We start from the raw sequence: 882 nt of genomic DNA on the forward strand, positions 1-882 counted from the left end.
TGTATATTATAGAGATCATTTCCCTTTGACAAGCCACTTTACAAGCAATTAGAGTCTAATCTGCTATAAATTAAGCAGTTAAATCTATTTTTTTATTTTTCATCAAATTAATACAGAGAAATGCATCATTTTTATTCTTTTTCTATAAATCGATTCATTACAATCATTTTTCTGTCTCCTCTGCTCGTTCACTTAACTATAGCGAATCAGAAGTTTCTTTATCGTTTCGATTCCAATCACTTGGTCTAATAAAGACTCATTCATCTACCCTGCCAAATTTCAGGCAAAAAAAAACAAGGTATTCAACCTTGTTTTTTTAAATCTGGTGGGGATAGAGAGACTCGAACTCTCACGCCCAGAAGGCGCTGCGACCTGAACACAGTGCGTCTACCAATTCCGCCATATCCCCGCTGAACTGTATATTATAGAGATCAAGCTTTATTGACAAGCGCTTAAATAAATAATAAAGCCTTATTTAATCAAAAATTAAGCAATTAATTCATTCAAGTATTTTGATGGTCAGATTTTAAAAAATTAAAAACAATTTGATCCAAAAACTTTTATTCATCCAAATTTTTTCGATCAACGCATTTCGAGTGCACTTACATAAGTAATAATACATATGGCCAGTCATTATCAATTCTAAGATTTAAAAAACACAATAAATCTTGGCTCTTTTTATCAATTCGATTCTTTATAAAAACTTGCTACCCTTTTCTTATCTCCAAGTGAGCAAGAACTATCTTTTTATGCATTAAACTCTTTAGCTTTTTTTCTGGATGATCGATATAGAGTGATATAGAGTTTAAAAGAACCGTATGTTTTTTTCAAAGACCGAATCAGAGAGGAAAGCTTGCCATTAAATTTCAGGCGAAAAAAAAC

At 31.5% G+C, this 882-nt stretch carries 1 tRNA gene; it reads right to left on the reverse strand.

The features are described from left to right. Window positions 1–323 precede the first annotated feature (323 nt). Window positions 324–409 (reverse strand) — tRNA-Leu (locus BK820_RS14900). Window positions 410–882 lie beyond the last annotated feature (473 nt).

The organism is Acinetobacter sp. LCT-H3 (assembly GCF_001866125.1).
Taxonomy (GTDB): Bacteria; Pseudomonadota; Gammaproteobacteria; order Pseudomonadales; family Moraxellaceae; genus Acinetobacter; species Acinetobacter schindleri.